Genomic DNA, 13,925 nt, shown 5'->3' with positions numbered 1-13,925 from the left:
GCGCTCCTTCGCTTCGTCGCTCCAGACCCGAGACGGGCCCCGAACCACCGAGGACACCCTCCGCGAAAACACCCTCACCAGAAAAGTCACCCGCATACGCCCCCGCCCGGTGATCTCTCTCCGATCTGGTGTCCAGCAGCTCCCATCTCGCCAAACCGGTGATCCGCATCCGACACAACCCCAGCACCGAGGCTTACGAGGCCACGAAGGGTTGAGCCCGCAGCGCCGCAGGCGCCGCCAATAAACACAGCGTCGTCCTTCACGGACCGGTACACCTGTCACCTTCACGGCCCGGCCCCCATCACCTTCACCGGCCGACCCACCTACTCGCCCTCGTAAGTGAGTTCCCCTCCCGCCTCCTCAACCGGCTCATCTCCTTCATGAGCCGGCTCATCCGGCGGCGCCGCAGAGACGGTGAACACAACTTTCGCTATTCACCTATTGAACGTGCCGTTGTTTAGCGGTACGGTAGTCAGTGTTCCGATAGGCGCTCGAAGCAGTGCGACCACCCCGCCCACCCCGGGTGCGTGACCGAGTGAGGACCCACGATGAACCGAAACCCCCAGCAGCGCACCCGCCGCCTCGCCGCCCGGATCGCCGCGATCACCGTCCTCGCCCTCGCGCCACTCACCCTCACCGCCGGCACCGCCCTCGCCGACGCTTCCGGCCACAGCTTCGGCGATAGCAGCAGCTGGAACGACGGCGAGGGCCACGCCTGGAACGACGGCGGCTTCGGCTGGGACGACAACGGCCACTACGGCTACCGCGACCACCACCGCCAGGACTACGACGGCTGGAACGACCACCTCAACAGCGGCCACAACCAGTACCCCGACCGCCACGACCGGGGCCGCGGCCGCGACTACGACGCCCCCGCGCACTGGAACCACGACCGCCCCGCCCCCCGCGGCGGACTGCCCGCCTTCCCCGTCCCCAACCCCCACATCCCCGCCGCCCAGCCCGGCCTGCTGCCACCCCTGCCGCACCTGCCCCTGCCCGGCCTCCCGGGCCTGCTGCCGGGCACCGGCAGCGCCGGCTGATCACCACACAAAGCGCCGTTACATAGCGGTCCATATTGTGACGAGTCGATATCGATGGTAGAGCGGCCGGCCCGGCCCGCTCGCCCTACCTCCGCGCACGGGGCACGACCTCCCCACCACCAGCGACCGTCATGAGTACCGCATCCGCAGCGCCCGGCGGACCGCCACTCCAACCTCCCGGCCGGCCCCACGTCCGCTCGCGCGATCACCACGCCCTCGCTGCGTCGAGCCCAGCGAGGCCGTCGAAAGACCGAGCCCGCGTCGCCTTCCGGCACTCGGAGCGCATGCACCGCAGGCGCGAGTCCCGAGTGCCGAAAGGCGACGCCGGAAGGGCTCGACCCCGCGTGCCACGGGCGCGCCGATGGACGCGGCCATAAACTCATTACATGAAAGACGACGACCTGGCCCAGCCTTTTATCGCCCTCTTGCGCGCCCAGGTTCGACACGGACTCACTGCTTCGCAGCAGTACTTGGCTGCCGCGGTGTATTTCGATATCCAGCGGTTACCGCAATTGGCGGGATATTGTTATCTCACTTCCGAACAGCATCGCGGTCACGCGTTGCGCATTGTGCAATATCTGATCGACCGCGAGTTGGAGATAACGATCGGCGGCCTGGGAGAGGTCAGGCAGACCTTCGAATCACCGCATACCGCAGTTGCTTTTCTGCTCGCGCGCGAGCAGAGGATCACCGAGCAGGTCACCGAGCTTGTCCGAATGGCCCGGGAATGGTCGGATTTCCTCGGTGAGCAATTCATGAGCTGGTTACTCGAATGCCAGCAGCGGAATGTTGCCGACATGTCTACACTGCTGAGTGTGGCGGATCGCTCGGGTGGCGACTGGTTCGATGTCGAGCAGTTCGTGGCCCGGGAACTGCATCCAGAACCTCCGCAGACGAACAGCTCGGTGCCGAGAACAGCCGGTTCAGGGCGAACCCGATAAGGTAATACTATCCTTAATCGAATAAGGCAATACTAGCCTCAATAAGGCTGCACTTGGATGACAGAAGGCGTTTCCGACATTAATCTCGAGATATGTCCAATCATCCGGAAAGCCCCCGCAGCAAATTCCATGCGCTGTTGCAGGATCAGATTCGGCACGAGTTCAATGCCGAGCACCAGTACATCGCCATCGCGGTCTGGTACGACAACGCCGACCTGCCGCAGCTCGCGAAGCGCTTCTACGCGCAGGCGGTCGAGGAGCGCAATCACGCGATGATGATCGTCCAGTACTTCCTGGACCGGGATATCAGCGTCGATATCGCCGGGGTCGACGCGGCGAAATCACGTTTCGAGAACGCGCGCGAGCCGATCACCATGGCGCTCGAGCAGGAGAAGACGGTTACCGATCAGATGGTTCAGTTGGCCAGTACCGCCCGCGAGGAGGGCGATTACCTGGGCGAGCAGTTCATGCAGTGGTTCTTGAAGGAACAGGTGGAGGAGGTCGCGAAGATGACCACCCTCCTGACCGTGGCCGACCGGGCCGGGTCGAACCTGTTCGATCTGGAAGAGTTCATCGCGCGCGAGATGAGCGATGATCCGGCATATGCGGCCGGTGCGCCTTCCGCGGCGGGTGGCCATATCCGATAGCGGTTTCGGGTCGCCGTCGCCGGACCTCGGTCCAGGGCCGGGCGGATGGGGTGACCCCCGGGTGATCATGGGAGCATCGGCCGTCCCGGCCTACTGCGCCGAGGTCGGGCGGCCGATGCTCCGGTACGTCAGCCGGCGCCGGGTCGTTGTGTCGGCTGACGTGATGTCGCCGGGGGGTTCCAGAAGCGGCGACATCAATGAACCTAGCCCAGATCGGCGTCGGAAAAAAGAGTTTCGCGGAAAATATTCCGGCTTATTCAGCGCAGCGTGACCTGCCTGGACCGGAGCCCGTCCCGGGAGCGCCGCTGTTCCGGGGTCAACGGTGTGTCCACCGCCAGCGCCTCACGCAGACGCTCACCGAATTCCACTGCGGGCGAACTCCATTCACTCGCATGCCGTTCCGGATCGAGATCGAAGACAGGCACCAGCAGGCCATGGGTGCGGAACGACCCCGCGAAGCGCGAACCTTCGCCGAGATGCAGTCCACCGGAGGCGTGCAACCGGGCCAGCGCCAGCATCAGCTCGTCCTCGGGTTCCGGTCGCACCCAGCGCAGATGCGCTTTTTCACCGGCATCGACCCACCAGGCGGCACCGATCGCCTCGGGCCCCGGATCGAGCCGCTCCGATGGCATGATGGCCTGTTTGGCCTGCTCGATGGTGGCCGCTATCTGCGGATCCGGCTGCACCCCTTCGGGCACCCACCAGTCGAAATCCCGGTGCACGGTCAACTCCAGCGCGCTATCCGCCACCAGGACGTCCGATAGCTCAGGACCGCCCGGCGCGGCATGCGCGGCGGCCAGCGAGTCCCCCGGTTCGGCCGACTGTGTCCACAGGATGGAGGCCGCCAGATCGGCGGCCGGGTCCGAACTGGGCGCCTGTACCTGCATTCCGACGTATCCGGTGGGTGTCTCGCCGGCACGCACCAGCGCGGAAACGGCTCCCGGAAGTACGGTGGCCAGCACCACCGCGCGCTCGGCGGCGATATCCCCGGCCAGCTTCAGTTCAGCGGTGGCCGACGGCACGAACTCCCGCAGCGCGACCAGATCGCATTCGGCGGCCAGTCCCTGAAAGGGCCGGGCGACAGCTTGCTCGGCCTCCTGCAACGCCGCTCGCCGTTCGGCCAGACGCTGGGCCCGGTTGCCACCGGGTTTCGGACTATTGCGTTTGCTCTTACCCACGGCAGGTCAAACTACACGGCATACGGCGATATCAGCCGCAGGCCACATATTTCAGCAATTGGCGAGTACGGCCTTCGCCCGGCCCGGATGATTCGTCGCCACCCAGCTCACGCCGAGATCCGCGCACAGCTGCATATCATCGGGCTCGTCGACGGTCCAGCAGTACGTGGCCCGCCCCGCGGCGGCGGCCTTGTCCACCAGATCCGGGTGATCGCGCAAGGTTTTCACCGAGGGGCCGACGGCTGTCGCTCCGACGGTCGTCGCCGCGCTTCCCCCCAGATAACGAGAAGACTCACCCAGCAGCACCGTCGGCAGCAGGGGGGCGGCACGGCGGATCCGCCATACCGCGGTGGCCGCGAACGACATCACCACGGCACGGGAATGCGCCGCCGAGGCCGGCGTAGCGATACCGAACCGCTGCAGTTCGGCCAGTACCTTGCTTTCCACCAGCGACCCGTACCGCACCGGATGCTTGGTTTCGATGAAGAGTTTGGTCGGGCGGCTGCGCCAGTCCAGAACCAGTTCGATCAGTTCGCTCAGGGTGAGCACGCCGGCCGGGGTGCCGTCGCCGAAATCCAGCTCCTTCAGCTCGGCCAGGGTGAGCTCGCTGACCAGACCGGTGCCCGTGGACGTGCGGTCCACGGTGCGATCGTGCACGCAGACCAGATGGCCGTCCCGTGTGAGCCGGACATCGCATTCCACGCCGTCGGCGCCTTCTTCGAGCGCCAGCTCGTAGGCCGCCAGGGTGTGCTCCGGACGCGCTGCGGAGGCGCCCCGGTGCGCGACCACGAACGGCGCGCGACCGGCCCGGACCGACTGGTCACTGCCCTCGCTCACTTGGCCCCAACCTCCTGTGGTGCTCGATCGGCCCCACCTCGGGCCGGCTCGGTCTCCGCCGTGGTATGCCCCGCGGCGGCCGGTCCCGGATGCACCGGTTCGATCAACGGGGTCGCCGGGTCGACGGCGATCACCCAACGGCGGGCCAGGCGTTCGCGGCCGCGCAGATCCCGCCCCTCGACGGTCCGTATCACCCAGAGAGTGAGTACGGCCACACCGGCCGCGACAGCGTCGGTCACCGCGGCGAACAGTACGCCGTCCGCTTTGGCCTGCAGCGAATCGGCGGTCCGCCAGAACAGCGCCGCCACCGCCAAGAGCCCGCCGAAAACCCAGACCGCCCACCAGATACGCACCGCGTGCAGCGGCCGGGGATCGGCACGGCCGGATACGACCTCGGTGAGGAAAACCCCGGGCCAGACCAGGTTGACCACCGGGATCAAGCACCCGAGGGCGAGCAGACGTGGCGATCGGGGATCGCGGCGGCCCGCGGCGGCGAACGTCACCCGGCGCGCCTCGATGAGCCAGCCCAGCGCGGCCACCGCCGATACGAGCGCCATGATCAGTGCGAACAGCGCGGCCGTGTTGACCAGCGCGTCGGAGAACCACAGCAGCGGCGGTTCGATGAGCCGGGTGCGGTTACGCAGCAGGATCAGATAGCGGCCGAGTTCGGCCACGGCGGCCAGGGCGAACAGCGCGGCCGTCGCGAGGAGCGCGGCGTGGACCCACCGCGTCAGCGTGCTCAACGGCCGCGGATGCTCGGCTTCCCGGGCGGATACGGGCCGATCCCGCAGGCCCCAGCGGGGGATTTCGGCGTAGTGCGGGGTGGCGGTAACGCGGGAGCCGCTGCCGACGGCACCCCCGGTCCCGCTCGGCCGACCCGGGCGGCGCGCGACCCAGCGATAGTTACGCCGCTCCGGCGGAGCATCGATCGGCCCGGGGGAAAGCAGGACGCCGCGGCAACGCGGGCACCAGTGCATCGGTGAACCCTGCACCGCCCAGCGCGTACCGCAGCGGGCACAGGGCTGCACCACAGTACTCACCGCGCACCTCGCTCTTCGTCAGTAGATCTTCGCGGGCTCGTCACCCTCGGCGGTCAGCGGACGACCCCGTTGCTGCCAGGCCACCATCCCGCCCACCACGTTCACCGCTTCATAACCCAGGTTCACGAGATACTTCACGGCCTCGAGCGAGCGACCGCCCTGGCGGCAGATCACGTACAGGTCGGCATCGGGGTCGAGCTCGCCGTAGCGCGCCGGTACATCGGAGAGCGGTATGTGTACAGCCCCGGGCGCGTGGCCGAGCTGCCATTCGTCGTCTTCACGTACATCGAGCAGGACGGCACCGGCCGCCTCCCCGGGCGGCTGGTCGAATTCAGCGGGTACGGCCTCGACCGATACCGACGGGACTCCGAAGCTCGTCACGTCTCTGATCCTGCCATAACCACCGGGGTGGCTGCCCGGCTCCGGCGGGAGACCGGACGGCGGAGGCCGCTCGGCGGAGCGGGCCGGGCCGCGGGATAGGACCGGCGCCGACACGCCGGACGCTGCGATGAATTCACCGGCTTTCCCGACGAGCCGGGCCACCTGGAACCCCAGCGCGCGACCGGACGCACATTTCATGAGTTATGCACATAACACACAATGAAATATGTTGATACCAGCTATCATTCAGCGCACGAATATTCCAGATAGCCGGCAGTAGGTGGGATGACCTGCGATAACAGTGAACCCGGACGGCCGATCCGGTACTCCCCTCCAAAAAGTCCCGGAGCGGCCGTCCGGCCACCGGTTCGGACCCGCGTCGGCGCGACGCCCGATATCCAATTGGACGCGGGGATTCCACGATCGGTTCCACGCGAGTCGAAAACGGTAAAACCAGCCTGATCCGGGCCCTTATCTCGGTAACCTGGCGCCCATGACATCGACCAGGGGGTTACTCGACGAATTGAACGCGGCCGGCCTCGACAAGGCACTGTCGGAGGCCGGCTGCCTCGGAGTGAATGTGGACAGCGAAGCCAAGCGGCTCGAACTGGACCTCGAGGTACTCAGCCTAGCGGAGCAAACTTCCAGCACGTCACCCATCGACGTGGTGCCGAGTGTCGCCGCCCACCGCGTACGTCTCGTCTTCCACGGTGTAACGCGAGTTGCCGCGTCCTTGCGGATGCAGCGATGGGACGACCTCGAGCCGCGGATCCTGCCGCTGGAGCTGTCGGAGCTGAGCGCCGCGGTCACCAGTTTCGGCGGTAGCCGGCTACACGGCTGGGAGTTCATCGACCCCGACGACAGCAGCTGGGTTTTGTGGAGCGAGCTGCTGAGCTTCGACACCGCCATCGACAACCGGATCGCCCGGCATGTGCTGGAGTTCTCCCAGGAGGAAGGCGTGGATCCCCGGGAGCTCGATATCCGGGTCTGGTTCGATACGGTCACCGCCCATCGCCCCAGCGGAGTCCCGATTCCGCTGCCCGAGCTGGTCTCCGGCTCGGAACGGTGGTGGGCGGCCCACGCCAAAGGCGACCCACGCGCCAGCCATCCGAGTATCGCCCCGCCGCTCTAGCCGGCCCCGGCCGGTGGAGACGAACCACCGGCCCCACCGGCGGCCGCGGCCGGCAGCGCGCGGCCGCACCAGGATGGCCCGGTTCCCACGAATGTGGAATGGTGGGGCATCGGGGCGAGTTGGACCGATCGGGTGTACGAATGGTCGGGGGCATCCCGCACAGGACGCGCTCGACCCGACAAGGAAGGGACATTCGTGGCTGAGTACACGCTGCCAGATCTGGATTACGACTACGGCGCCCTGGAGCCGCATATCTCCGGGCAGATCAACGAGATTCACCACTCGAAGCATCACGCCGCCTACGTGGCCGGGGTGAACACCGCCCTGGAGAAGCTCGAGGCCGCGCGCGAAGCCGGTGATCACGGCGCCATCTTCTTGCACGAGAAGAACCTCGCCTTCCACCTCGGTGGCCACGTCAACCACTCCATCTGGTGGAAGAACCTCTCCCCCAACGGTGGCGACAAGCCCACCGGGGAGCTGGCCGCCGCCATCGACGACCAGTTCGGCTCCTTCGACAAGTTCCGGGCGCAGTTCACCGCCGCGGCCAACGGCCTGCAGGGCTCGGGCTGGGCGGTGCTCGGCTACGACACCCTGGGCCAGAAGCTGCTGACCTTCCAGCTGTACGACCAGCAGGCCAACGTTCCGCTGGGCATCATCCCGCTGCTGCAGGTCGATATGTGGGAGCATGCCTTCTACCTGCAGTACAAGAACGTCAAGGCCGACTATGTGAAGGCCTTCTGGAACGTGGTCAACTGGGCCGACGTCCAGGATCGTTTCGCCAAGGCGACCAGCCAGGCCAAGGGCCTCATCTTCGGCTGAGCCCCGGCACCCTCATGAGACCCGCGGGCCCGGCGCCCGCGGGTCTCATGCGTTTCGTCCGAGTTGGCACTCACTGGTACTTGTGTGCCAGATGCTTTCTGCGCGATCCTCGTCTTCCACGAAAGTTCGAGGACGGGCAAGGCCGCCCCCGGTACCTCACGGGAGGCATCATGCGCAGCAACAGTCCGATCGGTGTCACGCCGTTCCACGCCAGTGGTGCGCTGCGCGGCTTCGTCATCTCCGGTCGCTGGCCCGATACGACCAAGGAATGGTCACAACTACTGGTACTCGCCGTGCGCGTCGCTTCCATGCCCGGCCTGTTGGCCACCTCGACCGTCTTCGGGGTGCGCGAAGAACTGCCCGATGATCCGGAGCCGGATACCGTGGGCCTGGTGATCGCCGAGGGACCCGTACTCGGCGAAGACGGAGTCCGGCCGGGGCGTTTCGCCGAGCACACCCCGCCGGCGCTGTTCATGCTGCATCCGCCCGCGGAGACCAACCCCTCCCTGCCCGAGTGCACCGGCGCCGCGTCCGGGTGTGTACTCCTGCCGGGACTACCCCACCTGGGACTCGAGCACCGCGCGGCCTGGGCGGAGGCCGAAGCGGACGGTACCGTCACCTCCCTGGTGAGCCGGGTCGGCCTGGACCCGATCAGCGATCCGGATACCGCCGTGCTGGCCATGCTGCTGACAGCAGCGTGACACCGGCGTACCGGCACCGGACAGCGCTATCGATACGGTCGAGCCCGCCGGGTGACCACCGCCGCCGCGGAGAGTCCGGCGCCTCTTCGCGGCGTGACAACGGCTGACCGCAGCTCCGCATCCCGCCGCCCCGGCCGGAAGGTGGGCCGCCTCGGAACGGTGGCCGGCCATCGCTCGGCCACCGGAGAAACCTGCTCTCTGCAGGCGTCTTCCCACCCCCGCACTGTTTGCCGCAGTGATGCCAAAAGTTACTTCAGGGCCACCAACCCCCATCTCGAGGGTAACCCAACTTTCGGGGTAGATACGCCAAACTTATTGTGCCGAAAGGCATTTCGATCTTCGATTCTTGCTCCTTCCCATATGCTGCGGTAGGGTTGCCAGCAGCGAAGGGGAGTAGCCCCCAATCACACGATCGACATACTGATCCGTCCAGCGGACGGGTCCGGTCGGGTGAACCGGAACACGCGGTGGGCGAGACCTTCGGCAGACAGCAATTTCGTTGTCGGCCGGAGGCGACCCCGAATCCGGCCGGCGAACCGGAGGATCGGGAGCTCTTCAGTGATCGCCACCATCGGACTCGCCATCGGCATAGTTTTCCTTGCCGAACTGGGCGATAAGTCCCAGCTCATGGCCCTGACGTTCGCCCTGCGCTATCGCTGGTGGGTAGTTCTCGGCGGTATCGCCGCCGCGACCGCCTCGGTACATGTCCTCTCGGTCGCGATCGGTCATTTCCTCGGCGCCGCGCTCCCCACCACGGCTATCGCCGCGGTGGCCGCGATCACCTTCGTGGCAGTAGGCCTGTGGACCCTGCGTGAGCTCGTCACCGATGATCGCGACGACGCACCGGCGGCGCCCCGCTTCGCCACCGCGGCGCCCTTCCTCGTCGTCCTCTCGGCTTTCCTCCTGGCCGAACTCGGTGACCGCACCATGTTCGCCACCGCCGCGCTGGCCACCGACAACGATTGGGCGGCGGTCTGGCTGGGCTCCACCATCGGCATGGTGGCCGCCGACGCGCTCGCCATCGCCGTGGGCATCCTGGTGGGCAAACATGTACCCGAACGCGCCATCGGATTCGGGTCCGGACTGCTGTTCCTCTTCATCGGCACCCTCACCGGTATCGATACGGTCGTCCCCGGGCTCGGCCTGCTCCCGGCGAGCGGTCTCGCCCTGCTCGCGCCCACCGCGGCCGCGGTGGCCCTGTGGTGGCTGCACGTACGCCGGATGGCCCGCGAAGCAGCTGTGACCTGGGCGCCTCCCGTCGTGGCCCGGGACCAGCGGGCCGACGGACAACACTGAGTATTCGAACACCGAAAAGCGCAAGGGGACCGTCCACGCTCTCGGCGCACCCAGGGGTTAGGGTGCAATTGACGTTAGGCCAACTGGCTTGTCACGAACGAGAGGACCATCGTGGAGATTTCGGGTTCCGCCGCCATCGTCACCGGGGGCGCGTCCGGTCTGGGCGCCGCCACCGCCAAGCGTTTCGCCGAACTGGGCGCCACCGTCTTCGGGCTCGACGTACCGCAGTCCATCGAGCGCGCCGGCGATAATGTGCCCGACGGGGTCACCCTGCTCGCCGCCGATGTCACCAGCCACGAGGAAGTCGGTGCCGCCGTCGCCAAGGTGGTCGAATCGGGTACGCCGCTGCGTATCGTCGTCAACTGCGCCGGGGTCGGCTGGGCCGGGCGCATCCTGTCCAAGAACGGACCGCACGATCTCGAGCTGTTCCGCACGGTCATCACCGTGAACCTGCTCGGCACCTTCAATGTGATGCGCCTGGCCGCCGACGCCATCGCCAAAACCGACACCGTGGACGAGGCCGGACAGCGCGGTGTCGTCATCAACACCGCGTCGGTGGCGGCATTCGAGGGCCAGATCGGCCAGATCGCATACTCGGCGTCCAAGGGCGGCGTGCACGGTATGACGGTGCCGGCCGCGCGTGACCTCGCGCAGTTCGGTATCCGGGTCAACACCATCGCCCCCGGCATCATCGACACCCCGATGTTGGCCGGCGTCACCGAGGAATACCGGCAGGGCCTCGAGGCCGGTGTGCCGTTCCCGTCCCGGTTGGGCCGGCCGGACGAGTATGCACAGCTCTCGCAGTACATCGTCGAGCACGACTACCTCAACGGCGAGACCATTCGCATGGACGGCGCGCTGCGCATGGCGCCGCGGTAGTCTTCGGTCCGTACAAGGACGCCCGCCGCCCCGGAAATCCGGGCGGCGGGCGTTCGTGTCCCCGGGCGCGGCGTATCGAATCCGGGTCAGCCGGCGCTGCCGGTCGGCAGGCGCTGCTGGTCGGCCAGACGCGCCCGCCACGCATCGCAGACCGCACGGTCTGCCGACTCCCGGTCGTTGCCGTCGACACGGCAGCCCGAACGAGTATATCCCTCACGATCGAAACCCCGGCGGTCATAACCCCACAGGTCGTAGCCGTGGCGGTCGTACCCGGCCCGGTCGCGCCCGTAGCGGTCGAGCCCGTCCTTGTCGTAGCCGTGGCGGTCGCGACCGAACACGTCGTAGCCGTCTTTGTCGTAGCCGTGGCGGTCGCGACCGAACACGTCGTAGCCGTCTTTGTCGTAGTCGTCGGAGACGGGAGCGAAATGTGTCGTGGTCGGGCCGGCCCCCGGTACCGCCGATGCCGGTACAACCACCAGCGCGGGTGCGGCGATCAGCGCGCCGAACAACACGAATCGAAGCGAGGTGCGGCGCAATCCACGGCGCGCCGCACGGCTGGTCGACATGATCGATCTCCTCCTATCCGGAACACGATTCGCGTATCCCGGATGATGCATCATCTACACCCCTCGACGTGTTACAAACCGCAGGTCGGCACGCCTTTGCGAAACCGATTGCGCCCGAGGCGTTCCGGATGACCACCTGACCGACCCGAACCGCACGCCCCCGAACTTCGCGATATGCCGTGGTGGTCAGCGGACTTCCCGGCCGGTAATGCTCGGTCAGGTAGGAGCGCATGGCTTCGATGCGTTCGGCCTTCGCCCGGTCGCCGATACCGCGCCGCATCCAGTGGGAGAGCAACTCCTGTCCGTCACCGACCCGCGCCACCACATTGCCCGCACCGGCCGCTGTCACGGCGCGCTCGATCTCACGAATCCACGGCGGCGAGTGGGTTTTCGAGCACGGTCGTATCCGATCTCGTCGATACCTCAGCCCGTACGGCCGGGCGCCCGCCATCCGTGCTCGCCTACTGCCGTAGACGCTCTGCGGACGAAAGAAGCCCGGCCGCACCCCTCAGAGGGTACGCGTCAACCGGTCGGCGAGGATCTGCGCGAATTTGGCCGGATCCTTCAGTTCCCCGCCTTCGGCCAGGACAGCCGTGCCGTACAGGAGTTCGGCGGTCTCGGTGAGCTCGGGAACCTTACCCGCGTCGGCATCGTCCTTGCGGGTGTCGTAGGCGTCCCGCAGACCGGTCACCAGCGGATGGGTGGGATTGAGTTCCAGGATCCGCTTGAACTGGGGCAGCTCCTGGCCCGACGCCCGGTACATCCGTTCCAGCATCGGGGTCATATCGAACACATCACCCACCAGGCAGACCGGTGAGCTGGTCAGCCGTGAACTGAGCCGGACCTCCTTGACGTGGTCCTCGAGCGTTTTCCCGAGCCAGGTGAGCACCTCGGCGAAATCCTTGTCCTGCTGTTCGCGCAGAGCCTCGGATTCCTTCTTCTCCTCCTCGGTCTCCAGATCGACCTCGCCCTTGGCGATCGACTGGAAGGGCTTACCGTCGAATTCCGGTACCGAACCGACCCACATCTCGTCCACCGGATCGGTGAGGATCAGCACCTCGCGGTCCTTGGCGAGGAACGCCTCCAGATGCGGCGACTTCTCCACCTGCTCCCGGGATTCACCGGTCATGTAGTAGATGGCGTCCTGCCCCTCGGGCATCCGTTCCACGTACTGCGCCAGCGTGGTCGCTTCGGTATCGGAGTGCGTGGAGGCGAAGGACGACACCTCCAGGATGGTTTCCCGGTTGTCGAAGTCGGCGAGCAAACCCTCCTTGAGCACTCGTCCGAATTCCTGCCAGAAAGTGCGGTATTTCGTCTGGTCCTCGGCGCCCTGCAGATCCTTGACGCTGCTCAGCACCTTCTTGACCAGGCGTTTGCGAATCATCTGGATCTGCCGGTCCTGCTGCAGGATCTCCCGGGAGACGTTGAGCGAGAGATCTTGCGCGTCCACGACGCCCTTGACGAAGCGCAGGTACTCGGGCATCAACTCTTCACAGTTGTCCATGATGAACACGCGCTTCACATAGAGCTGCACACCGCGTTTGTGCTCGCGGGTGAACAGGTCGAACGGCGCCTGCGAGGGCAGGAACAGCAGCGCCTGATACTCGAATGTCCCCTCGGCCTTGAGCGGGATGATCTCGAGCGGTTCGTCCCAGGCGTGGCTGACGTGCCGATAGAACTCCTGGTATTCCTCGTCGGACACCTCGCTGCGCGGGCGGGTCCAGAGTGCCTTCATCGAGTTGAGCGTCTGCTCCTCGACGACGGTTTTCTCCTCCTTCTCCTCACCCTCGCCCTCGGTGACCGTGCGCTCGACCTGTGTCCGGATCGGCCAGGCGATGAAATCGGAGTACTTCTTGACGATCTCGCGGAGTTTGTGTTCCTGGGTGTAGTCGAAGAGATGGTCGTCGGGGTCGGCCGGCTTCAGGTGCAGGGTGACGGCGGTCCCCTGCGGAGCCTCTTCGAGGGTTTCGATGGTGTAGGTGCTGGAGCCGGCGGTCGATTCCCAGCGGGTGCCGGTGGTCTCCCCCGCGCGGCGGGTCGTGAGCACCACTTTGTCGGCGACCATGAAGGTCGAGTAGAAGCCGATACCGAACTGGCCGATCAGTTCCCCGGCCGCGGCCTCGGATTTCGCCTCGTTCAATTTCCGGCGCACTTCGGCGGTGCCGGACTTGGCGAGGGTGCCGATCAGATCCACCACCTCGGCACGGGACATACCGATGCCGTTGTCCCGGACGGTGAGGATCCGCTGATCCTTGTCGACCTCCAGCTCGATGTGCAGGTCATCGGTATCGACGTGCAGATCTTTGTCCCGATAGGACTCCAGCCGCAGCTTGTCCAGCGCGTCGGAAGCGTTCGAGATCAGCTCCCGCAGGAACGTGTCTTTGTTGGAGTAGACCGAGTGGATCATCAGCTCGAGCAGCTGATGAGTTTCGGCCTGGAACTCGAGTTGTTCGACGTGCTCAGTCACG

General features: G+C 66.4%; 14 protein-coding genes. 8 read left to right on the top strand and 6 right to left on the bottom strand.

Annotation, left to right across the window (positions count from 1 at the left end):
- Positions 1–548 precede the first annotated feature (548 nt).
- The 3 genes from ACYR7D_RS06670 (at position 549) to ACYR7D_RS06660 (ending at position 2,628) form a co-directional block, all read left to right on the top strand.
- A complete protein-coding gene (locus tag ACYR7D_RS06670) occupies positions 549–1,040 on the top strand; it encodes a hypothetical protein (protein WP_459548748.1) in 492 nt (163 codons plus the stop codon).
- 386 nt (positions 1,041–1,426) lie between these two features.
- Entirely contained in the window at positions 1,427–1,981 is a 555-nt protein-coding gene (locus ACYR7D_RS06665) for a ferritin (RefSeq protein ID WP_459548747.1), read from the top strand.
- A 92-nt stretch (positions 1,982–2,073) separates the two neighbouring features.
- Complete coding sequence (locus tag ACYR7D_RS06660; RefSeq protein ID WP_459548746.1) at positions 2,074–2,628, top strand: ferritin; 555 nt, start codon at positions 2,074–2,076, stop codon at positions 2,626–2,628.
- 257 nt (positions 2,629–2,885) lie between these two features.
- Here ACYR7D_RS06660 and ACYR7D_RS06655 read toward each other — a convergent pair whose 3' ends face one another.
- The 4 genes from ACYR7D_RS06655 to ACYR7D_RS06640 are packed head-to-tail and all read right to left on the bottom strand — an operon-like array spanning position 2,886 to position 6,064.
- Entirely contained in the window at positions 2,886–3,806 is a 921-nt protein-coding gene (locus ACYR7D_RS06655; RefSeq protein WP_459548745.1) for a DUF5926 family protein, read from the bottom strand.
- 51 nt (positions 3,807–3,857) lie between these two features.
- The gene (locus ACYR7D_RS06650; RefSeq protein ID WP_459548744.1) at positions 3,858–4,643 is read right to left on the bottom strand and encodes a glycerophosphodiester phosphodiesterase; all 786 of its coding nucleotides are present in this window, start codon (positions 4,641–4,643) and stop codon (positions 3,858–3,860) included.
- Positions 4,640–5,683, bottom strand: a complete 1,044-nt coding sequence (locus tag ACYR7D_RS06645; protein WP_459548743.1) for a DUF4328 domain-containing protein — start codon at positions 5,681–5,683, stop codon at positions 4,640–4,642. The genes ACYR7D_RS06650 and ACYR7D_RS06645 overlap by 4 nt, the downstream gene beginning before the upstream one ends.
- 18 nt (positions 5,684–5,701) lie before the next feature.
- Complete coding sequence (locus ACYR7D_RS06640) at positions 5,702–6,064, bottom strand: rhodanese-like domain-containing protein (RefSeq protein ID WP_459548742.1); 363 nt, start codon at positions 6,062–6,064, stop codon at positions 5,702–5,704.
- Positions 6,065–6,557: 493 nt separating this feature from the next.
- On the opposite strand from ACYR7D_RS06640, the gene ACYR7D_RS06635 reads away from it, so the two are divergent.
- The 5 genes from ACYR7D_RS06635 (at position 6,558) to ACYR7D_RS06615 (ending at position 10,891) form a co-directional block, all read left to right on the top strand.
- Entirely contained in the window at positions 6,558–7,196 is a 639-nt protein-coding gene (locus ACYR7D_RS06635) for a hypothetical protein (RefSeq protein WP_459548741.1), read from the top strand.
- Between the two features lie 195 nt (positions 7,197–7,391).
- Positions 7,392–8,015 carry a superoxide dismutase gene (locus tag ACYR7D_RS06630; protein WP_459548740.1) on the top strand — a complete coding sequence of 208 codons (624 nt, stop codon included), beginning with the start codon at positions 7,392–7,394 and terminating at the stop codon, positions 8,013–8,015.
- 170 nt (positions 8,016–8,185) lie between these two features.
- Positions 8,186–8,716, top strand: a complete 531-nt coding sequence (locus ACYR7D_RS06625) for a peptidase (protein ID WP_459548739.1) — start codon at positions 8,186–8,188, stop codon at positions 8,714–8,716.
- A gap of 558 nt (positions 8,717–9,274) precedes the next feature.
- Complete coding sequence (locus ACYR7D_RS06620; protein WP_459548738.1) at positions 9,275–10,012, top strand: TMEM165/GDT1 family protein; 738 nt, start codon at positions 9,275–9,277, stop codon at positions 10,010–10,012.
- 111 nt (positions 10,013–10,123) lie between these two features.
- A complete protein-coding gene (locus tag ACYR7D_RS06615; protein ID WP_459548737.1) occupies positions 10,124–10,891 on the top strand; it encodes an SDR family NAD(P)-dependent oxidoreductase in 768 nt (255 codons plus the stop codon).
- A gap of 86 nt (positions 10,892–10,977) precedes the next feature.
- Here ACYR7D_RS06615 and ACYR7D_RS06610 read toward each other — a convergent pair whose 3' ends face one another.
- Positions 10,978–11,457 (bottom strand): hypothetical protein, encoded by a 480-nt coding sequence (locus tag ACYR7D_RS06610; protein ID WP_459548736.1) that lies wholly within the window; start codon positions 11,455–11,457, stop codon positions 10,978–10,980.
- 508 nt (positions 11,458–11,965) lie between these two features.
- Complete coding sequence (gene htpG, locus ACYR7D_RS06605; protein ID WP_459548735.1) at positions 11,966–13,924, bottom strand: molecular chaperone HtpG; 1,959 nt, start codon at positions 13,922–13,924, stop codon at positions 11,966–11,968.
- Between the last annotated feature and the right edge of the window lies 1 nt (position 13,925).

The organism is Nocardia sp. X0981 (assembly GCF_977089955.1).
The sequence above is the reverse complement of the archived record's forward strand: the minus strand, read 5'-3'. Positions and strand labels throughout refer to the sequence as shown.